Annotated in this window: 3 protein-coding genes; all 3 read left to right on the forward strand. The window is 57.6% G+C overall.

Going from position 1 to position 9615, the window contains the following annotated elements; all coding sequences use genetic code 11:
• A partial coding sequence (locus VFE46_07005) for a dockerin type I domain-containing protein (GenBank protein HZZ27742.1) occupies positions 1-1893 on the forward strand: 1893 nt, incomplete at its 5' end.
• Between the two features lie 289 nt (positions 1894-2182).
• Positions 2183-3499 carry an Lpg1974 family pore-forming outer membrane protein gene (locus tag VFE46_07010; protein HZZ27743.1) on the forward strand — a complete coding sequence of 439 codons (1317 nt, stop codon included), beginning with the start codon at positions 2183-2185 and terminating at the stop codon, positions 3497-3499.
• 437 nt (positions 3500-3936) lie between these two features.
• A partial coding sequence (locus VFE46_07015; GenBank protein HZZ27744.1) for a hypothetical protein occupies positions 3937-9615 on the forward strand: 5679 nt, incomplete at its 3' end.

Genomic DNA, 9615 nt, shown 5'->3' on the forward strand with positions numbered 1-9615 from the left:
CCGGCTGGGAGTTCCAATTTCAACACGACGAGCGGTGTGTACACGGTGGCCGGCGGCGGGAACGATATTTCGGGCACGTCGGACCAGTTCCAGTATCTGTACAAAACCGTGACCGGCGATGCCAGCATTACGGCCGAAGTCACCTCGATTACGAACACGAATTCTGCTGCCAAGGCGGGCATCATGTTCCGCGATTCGACGGCGGCCAACGGCATCGATCCGTTTCTCACGCTCTCGGCCAGCGGCAACCCCATCAAGCTGGAGGGGCGCACCACCGACGGCGGCTCCGCCAACATCATTCAGCCCACGACGCTCTCGAATCTTACCGCGCCCTATTGGATTCGCTTAACGCGCAGCGGAAATCTATTCACCGCCTACACTTCGCCCGATGGTGTGACCTGGACGCTGCTCACTTCAATGACCGCCACCATGAGCCCGACAGTGGATGTGGGCCTGGCCGTCACTTCCCACAATACCGCAGCGTTAAACACCAGCACGTTCCAAAACGTTTCCGTATTACAGTTCACCACCGCGGCCAATGCCAGCCCTTCGCCTGTGACCGGAATCAGTGCCGCGCTGAATGCCGTGGCCAGTGAAAACGGTTCCGGGGCTGGAATTACATACACCTGGGCCGCCACCAGCAAGCCGGCCGGCGCCAATCCGATTTTTTCCATCAACGGCACCCAGGCGGCGCAAAACACCACGGTCACGTTCAACGTGGCCGGAAGCTACACATTCCAAGTCACCGCCACCGATGCCGCCGGCGTTTCCATCACCAGCAGCGTGAATGTGACCGTGAGCCAAACGCTAACCAACGTCAGCGTGTCCCCCGGCACGAGCAATTTGATCAGCGGGCAAAGCCAGACGTTCTCGGCCACGGCGCTCGATCAATTCGGTAATCTCATGGCGGTGCAGCCGGGGTTTACTTGGAGTGTCGATCCCGGCTCGGTGGGCAACATCAACATGACCAGCGGAGTGTATACGGCCCTCTTGTCGCCGGTGGGTTCGGCCACGGTTCGCGCCACCAGCGGAGCAGTCAGCGGCACGGCGGCGGTCACGGTTTCCTATTTGAAGGGAGACCTCAATCTCGACGGCCACCGCGATGCTGCCGATCTGGTGACGCTGATGAGCGCGCTGGTCAATTTGAACGGCTATCAAAGCGGCCACAGTCTCTCGGCGCAGGATCTGTTGACCATTGCCGACATCAACAGCGATGGGCACGTCAACAATATCGACCTGCAGGCGCTCATTAACGTGCTCCTCGCCGGCGGCGGCAGCACGAGCTCGGAGGGAGCCGCTTCCAGCCCGCCGACAGAAGAAAGTTCTAGTCCACCGAATTCCAGTGCAATGGCCATGGCCGCACCGTTGACAGTTGCAGATGCAACCAATTCAGATCCGATTGAGCAAATGCCGACAAGCACAATCGCTGCTGCCGCACTAGGCAATGCACCCGGCGTAGCCGGCGCCGAACCGAACAGCGATTCCAGCATGAACGGAATCAAAATTGCAACCGAGGATAACCATCCAGATTCTTTGGGGAGCGATCTGCCTTCGCTGCTGCCCGCCCTGCAAAGGGTCTTACCCGCGGTCACACTTTCATCTGCGTCGACGGCGGCCACCAGCAGTCGCACAGTTTTCGACGGGCGGCCCGCACTGGATTCTGGTTCGATATCGTCTTTCTTAGTGCCAATCCTGACCAGTTTGCCCTGCATGATCGACTGCGCCGTGAGCACATCGGGAAGCAACAACCATTCCGGCAATCTTTCGCCCGACTCAATCGACGCGCTGCTGGAATTGAATGGTGACGAAATCGTCAATTCCCAGGACGCGCGCAGCACTCAAAACCTGCTGCCGCTTCTCGACGACCGTCATGCTTTCTGGCTTCCGGACTAACGTGGTGACTGAATATCAAAAGTTACCACTCTCGTCCTTTTCAAGTTGGACAATGGCGTCATCTGCACCGAGCCAACCAGTGTGCTATCAGCGCCGCGGTCTAACGCGCTACTGAGCCGGCTCCGCCCTCGCGGCCAGATAATCTCCGCAAGGAGAATGTTAATTTGGGTCGACATTTACGATCAGCATTTTTGTAATCGAGTGACCGATTATTCCTGTCGATACGCCAATTGAGGGTTGTAGCGTTTTTCCGTCCTGTACACAGAAACCCGTTTGTAAGAGAAATGACATGAAATCTTTGCGAATCGTTCTGGGGGGCACCATGCTGTTGGGCTCATTGGCGGCCCCGGCATTGACCAAAGCCGACGAACAAAACTGGCCAGTCAGCGCTCCGGTGTACTCGGAACGACATCCGAGCATGCCGTCGGTAGCGCTGCAAGACCCAACCGCTTCGGGCAATTATGCCACCAATACCGGCTATACCGCGCTCGTTCAAGACGCGTCGCAAACCGGCACAACCGGCGCAGCTTTACTGACGGTTGGAACCGCACCTATCACCCCGGCGCCGGCGATCTCCAGTGGCGCCGTGATTCCGGTCGGCGCCGTAATACCGGTTGCGGCCACCTGCGATTCGTCCGACAAGGGCGCTGAATGCTCAGCCGCTTGCGAGCAAACCTGCTGCAATTGCTGCGCAAACATGTTTGAACATCGCACCGGTGTGTTCGGCGAGTATTTGTATTTGCGCGCTTTCGGCGTCGACATGGCACATGGCATTCAGCAGAACGGCGTCGGCGGATTGGGCACGGCTCCTGCCGGCGATGTAGGAACAGCGCAGCCGGATTTTAGCTCGGGCTACCGCGTGGGCGCCGATTGGGCTTGCTCGCCCTGCTCGGAACTCACGGTAACTTACACACGCTACGACACCAGCACGAGCGATTTGTTGCTAGCTCCGCCGGGAATTGGCGGCACGGCTGCTTCGTTGGTTCTCATTCCAACCACGGTGGCTGCCGCCGAAACCTTCAGCTCGTTGTTTGCCACCTATGACATTAGTTTCCAGACTGCCGATATTGATTACACCACGGTGGTTTGTGGCGGCGATTGCGCACAATTGGACTTCGTGCTGGGCGTGCGATATGCCCACTTGTCGCAAGATTTCCAGCAAGATGCTGAATCCTCCGGCGCCACCGGTTCACGGCTCACGACGACGAACATTGGCTTCGATGGCGTCGGCATGCGGACCGGCTTGAACGGCCAGTGGCGGTTGGGTGGCTCGCGCTTTTCTGTGTATGGCCGCGGCAATTTAAGCGTGCTGTTCGGCGATTTCGACAGCCGCTATTCGCAGTTCAACCTGCTGACCACTACTTTCGAGGCCACCTCGCATTGGGATGACGGCCGCGTTCTCCCCATCCTCGAAACCGAGTGCGGCTTGCAGTGGACCAGCTGCCACGATTGTTGCCGATTCAGCGTCGGCTACATATCGTCCTACTGGTTTAACGCGGTCGACACCGCCGAGTTCATTCAGGCAGTGCAGGGTGGTTCGTTCACCCGCGTGGGCCAAACGATTGCCTTCACCGGCTTGAGCGCGCGGGCCGAAGTTCGCTTCTAAGCAAAGGCAATTCTTCGAAAACGTTACAGCCAGGTTGGCGTTTCGCGACGCCAACCTGGTTTTTTTTGCGCCTGTGCGGATGCTCACTCCGTTACGTTGAAGCGCATGGCCGCTTGGTTTTTAATATCTTTTGGCGGTTCTCTTCGCCTCGCAAACCACGTGCCTGCTTCGACTTAGAAAATCTGAACCCGTTGAAGGTTGGCGACGATCGCTTCGCGTGTGGGAAGCGGGCCAATGGCTCGGTTTTCCCACCTTTCCTTTAATTGTCTAATGGGGGTGATTGGATAAACTGGAAAAACTGCGTCAAGATCGTTGACTTTGCGGAAAATCGCGGATATGTTAGCGGCTCGCCGAATTAGCAGGCCCGCCGGCATTTGGTGATCTTCGTCTCATCTGCGCCCGCAACATTCTTGAATTCGCACCAGGAGATTGCATCGATGCGTCGCCAATCGAGTCGCCATTTTGCAAGTCAAAACAAAAATCATCGCGCTAAACGATTTCGTGACTCACGGGCTGGAAAATCTATCTTCCGATCGTTCGAACCGCTTGAAAAGCGCTGGATGTTGTCGTTGACGCCCACTCAAGTCAACCATGCGTATGGAATTGATCAAATTACGTTTTCCGGCATCAAGGGAGACGGTACTGGTCAAACCATTGCTATCCTCGATGAAGGCGACGATGCCGCGTTAGTGGATACGGGAAGTGCCAGTTTCAATAATAGTGACTTGCACCAGTTCGACGTGCACGAAGGTGTCGCAGACCCAACTAGTTTCAAAGTCGTGGGTGAAAGTGGAGCGCGTCCCTCCTACATTGGAATTGCATCGTCGTCGGAATCCGGCAACACGGTTACCATCAATACCTCGAGCAACCACGGGCTTTCCGAAAACGGATCTGTAGTAATTGCGGAAGACGGCCAGTACGATGGTTCGTTCAACAACATTCACGTCGTGAGTCCAACGCAATTCACGTATACGGACAACGCCAAAACCGGCCTGGCTAGTTCAACGGGTGGCACTATTAACAACCCCGTCGATACAGGCGAAACTACCTTAGATGTGGAATGGGCCCATTCCATTGCGCCGGGCGCAAATATTATTCTCATCGAGATCAACTCGCTTGGCAGTTCCGATGTCAGTCAAGGCGTCAGCAGGGCAGTGGGCTTGGGCGTCTCGGTTGTGTCAATGAGTTTTGGTGGGGGCGAATACGGACAGGAGGTATCCGGTCCGGATCCGCAGAACGACACCATCTTTCAACACGCGGGGATTACGTTTGTCGCCAGCACCGGCGATAACGGAGAACCGGGCGGATATCCGGCATTTTCCCCCGACGTGCTAGCGGTCGGCGGCACCAATTTATTAGTAAACCCCGATAACACATATAACAGTGAAACCGGCTGGAGCAACCCAACCATTGCCAGCGCCACCGAGGTGGGTAACACCGTCACGATCACCACTTCGGCATCGACTCCCACAAACTTTAATGCCGGGCAAACTGTCACGATCGCCGGCGTCGCTAACAGCAACTACGACGGCACGTTCACCGTTGTCGCCTCGACGGGAACCAATCAGTTTACCTACACGCTAGCCGGATTCTCGAACCTGGCGCCATCCAGCGGTGGAACTGCCGTTGGTAATAACAATGGAGGGAGCGGTGGCGGCATAAGCACGGTGGAAAGCGAACCTGCTTACCAAAATGGCGTGCAAAGCAGCGGCAAGCGCGAAACTCCCGATGTGTCATTCGTGGGCGGAGAACCGACGCCTGTTTTCACGTACGACTCCGACGGAGCAGGAACCCCAGGAGCTTTCAATCCCGGCGATACCTTTAATACCTGGGGCACTAGCCTCTCGGCGCCTTGCTGGGCTGGACTCATCGCCATCGTCGATCAAGGACTTGCGCTAGCGGGAAGCAGTCTTCTCACTTCCATTGCAACCAGCGCCAACTCGGTGCAGAAATTGCTTTATAACCTCCCGTCAATCGACTTCCACGATGTCACTTCCGGCAACAATGGAGCCGCAGCGGGCACCGGCTACGACTTGGTGACTGGCTTAGGCTCGCCGAGGGCAAATATCCTGGTGCCCGATCTGGCTGGAACCGGCATCAACTACACCGTCCCCACCACGGCCGGTCCGCACCAACTGATCTTGCGCAAGAACGGCGCCAACATCGAATTGTTGGACAATGGCGCGGTGGTCGAAACCGCTCCAGCCGCCGCTTACTCGGGGACGACTATCACCGATAACAATACCAGCGACGATTCGCTGACCGTGGATTACCAGTTTACAAGTTTTTTTGCCGGCCCTGTAACGTTCAATCACACGACCAGCACAGGGTACGATACCGTCACGGTCAAAGCCCCCAACGGGCCGAGCAATACCATTGTCGTGAATTCCGATCCGTCGATCACCGTGGACGGTTCGCCGATCAATGCCCAGAATATTTCCGAAGTCGACGTCGATACCGGTTCCGGCGGCGACAATGTCGATCTGGATGGGAGCGGGGCTTCCGGGTTGCAAAAGGTGTTCATTAACGGCGGCACAGGCAAAGATACCGTGGACGTTGATAGCACCGCCGGACTTTTCGCCACGCCCGCGGGCAGCACCAACGGCATCTTCTTTAACGGCGGCGGCGGTTTCAATACGTTGCAATTGACCCAGACCGGCGGCACGGCACAGACCAGTGACACGTACACTGTTGGGCCTAATCCGGGAGAAGGCAGCGACATCATTGTCGGCCCGGGAGGCACGCAATCCGTGTTCTTCCAGAGTCTGGCGCCGGTGCTGGACAACGTTCCGGCAACAACCGTGACAGTCAATGGCACGCCGGCCGCGAACGCCATCAATTACACCCAAGGACCGGGCGGCGGAATCTTCGGCGCCAACACGACTGGATTGGTGACGATTGATAATCAAGAATCTTACGAATTCTCCAACAAGGCGCACTTGATAATCAACGGTCTGGCGGGCAGCGACGAAATCAATCTCAACGATCCGACCACGCCGACCGGTTTGACAGACATTACCGTCAGCGGCAACGATCCCACGGCCAGTGACACCCTGATTGTGAATGCGGAGACGGCAAGCACCGCCATTGCATACCATGTGCCGGGCGAGTTCACACTCGGAAACATCACAGGTGCACAAACGGTTCCTGTAATTTTTGACAGGACGATCGAAAACGTAACCATCAATGGTCAGCAGTTGAACGATCATTTGACCGTGACGACCTTCGCGGGTTTCGACCAAGACACGCTAACGCCGGGGTCCGCCGTCGACTCTGGCACCATCGTCACCACGACCAATTTCCAGGAACCATTTAGCGAGCCACCTTTGACTTTCGTGCAGTTGGGCGCCGCGGGGGGTTCCATTGCATTTGCTGACGATAATGGCAGTAGGGCCGATACGCTCATTTACAACGGCACGGCGACCAGCGATCATTTCAACGTGAGTAATACGGGCGTGGTTACCCTCAACTTGCAAATCCCGGTGAACACAGGTGGGATTAGCAATCTGATACTCGAAGGGCTGGCTGGCGACGATACCTTCGCTCTCAACGGCGCGCCGCCGTTCCCGGTCACAGTTGATGGCGGTGATCCTTCGGCCAGCGATATTGTGAATTTGTCCGGCGCTACCGGCGCGGTAGGGGTAAACATCGCCGACAGCGCTGCAAGTCCGCCAACCAATACCACGATTACCGGCTATGGCAGCACTGTTACGCTCATCGGTGTCGAAGTGGCTAATCTCAGCACCAACGGCAACGCACTGACGGCGAATGGCTACTCCAGCCCAAACCTGTTCACTTACACGCCGACAGGCGCCGCCGCCGGTACGTTTACCGATGCGGGCGTAAACACCACGTTTAACTTTACGGGCACACCGCAGGCCGGCGGCTTCACGCTGGTGGGCAACGCCACCAATGGCGATGGCGACCAGGTGATTGTCAACGGCACGAACAATAGCGATTTCATTCTGGTCGACTCGCCCAACAGAAACGTATGGGTCGAAAACGCCGCAGGGACCGATCTGCAGCCGGTTCATCTTGCCACCACGATCGAACAACTGCAAGTCAACGGCAAGCTGGGCACCGACACGTTCTATGTGGTGCCAGCGCCGGCCGCAGCGAAGGGGACCGGCGGCGGAGCGACGACCACCGTTGCTGGCACGCCGGTCAGCGTGCCAATCAATTTGCTGATTGATATTGAAGGGGGCGCGGCCCCCAATGTTGACGAATTGGTCGTGGGGAATTTTGCCTTGGGCGCCGGAGCCAATCCGGTGTTTACGGGAACGTCGACTCCTCTGGCATCAACCGGGCCAGCCGCAAACTTTGTGGTGGTGAACCATTCGCTCGACCCGAATGCCGGCGTCGTGCGCATCTACCGCCCCGTAGATACCGTGCTGCAAGCGCTGCCCGATATCACGTATCACAACGTCGGCAACATTGCACCGCTGATTGTGGGCACGAATTTATTGATTTTGGGCCCCGATCAATACGAGCAAGACGACACGCTGCAAACCGCCGCCTTCCTTGGCTCAGGCGCCACCATCAACGCCCCGCACGAAGCGATTTTCCCCAATGTTTTGGAACACCGTTTTGCGCCGGCAGATCAAGATTATTACCGTGTCGTGGCCCAAAGCAGCGGCACATTGGATTTCCAAGTTTACTTCCGCTTGTTCAGCGCCGCGCTATTCCCAGCCGGCGGTACGTTGGATGTCCAAGCGTATGATGCTAACGGCAACAAGATTGCCGACGGCACCGTGACAACCGGCATCGATTCCAGCGGCAACACCGTCGGCCCCACGAGTCCCGTATTTGGGTTGGTCGGCCCGCTGGGTAATGCTGATGTCCGCGTTCCCGTCGTAGCCGGTCAATCGTATTACTTCCGCGTCGTGGGTTACGACCCAACCGGAACGGCAATCGCGAACTTGGCCACGGCCGGTCAAGTGGTCAACGGTTACGATATTACGGTCGTGAACACACCTGCTCCGGTGCCTTCCGAAATCGAGCTGTCGCGCAGCGTGCCCAATGGCGAGCCTGGTGCGCCAGCCGGCACGCCCGATACCGGCGATTTGCCCGCGAACGCGGCGCCGAATGATACAGGCCGTTCGCAATTCGACAACGTCACGAAGGTAAATAATCCGACCATTTACGTGCGCGTGGATGATTCGAACTTGCTATTTGACGTGCCAGGCAATCAAACCCCCGGCGGTATCACTGGTGTTGGAGCGGTTGCAATTCCGTTTAATCCGTCGCTCAACGTTTCCGTGGCTGGATTGACCGGCGGCTTCCGTGTGGCTTTGTTCGATGGCGGCAACGGTGGACCACCAGCAGGCGTGGGGCATACGGTCGATCCCAACGATCCAACATTCCTAGGCTTTGCGCAGCCCGTGCCGGGTGTTCCGCACCTTTACGCTCTCACGCTTGCACCTGGCGCCATCTTGGCCGACGGATTGCACAACATCACCGCCGAAGTGCAAATGATCGATCCCTCCACTCCAGGAGCTATCTCCACGACCAAGAGCGGCTTTGGTCCCCGCAGCACCTCGTTGCAAATCACGGTGGACACGGTGGCGCCGCCGGTGCAGTTTGGTGGGCCGGGCTTTATGGGATTGGTCACGGACACGGGGGTGCTGACGGAGCCGCCGACGTTGATCGACCTAGTCACGTCCAGCACCACGCCCACGTTCGATGGTTTGGCCGAGGCGAATTCCGTCGTCCGGGTGTATGCCCAAATCACGAATCCGGCCAATCCGAATTTCGGATTGCCGTTCCCGCAAGGTTATGTGCTCCTGGGCGAGACGGTCGCCATTCCTGTGGACGGCACCAACGCCTTCCCCAATGGCCAATGGACGCTGACCTCGGCGGTGAACCTGATTAGCGCGGTGGACGCTAGCAACAATCCGTTTTTCCTGCCCACGGGCGGCCCCATCTCCCTGGTGGTCACGGCGGAAGATTTGGCCGGCAATGTCGCGCCCGGACCGAACCAACCTGGCTTTATGCCGGGTCAGACCATCACGATCGAAATCGACATCCAGGGGCCGCAGATTACCGACGTGGTGGTTTCCGATCCGACGATTCCGCCGTCGGGAACCGCTGGCGAAAACCTCGATTACAACCTGTTC

The sequence above is a fragment of the Pirellulales bacterium genome (assembly GCA_035656635.1).
GTDB lineage: Bacteria > Planctomycetota > Planctomycetia > Pirellulales > JADZDJ01 > DATJYL01.

Excerpts from the sequence above, each read along its gene's own strand:
- VFE46_07010 (HZZ27743.1), top strand. The coding sequence starts at position 2,183 with ATGAAATCTTTGCGAATCGTTCTGGGGGGCACCATGCTGTTGGGCTCA.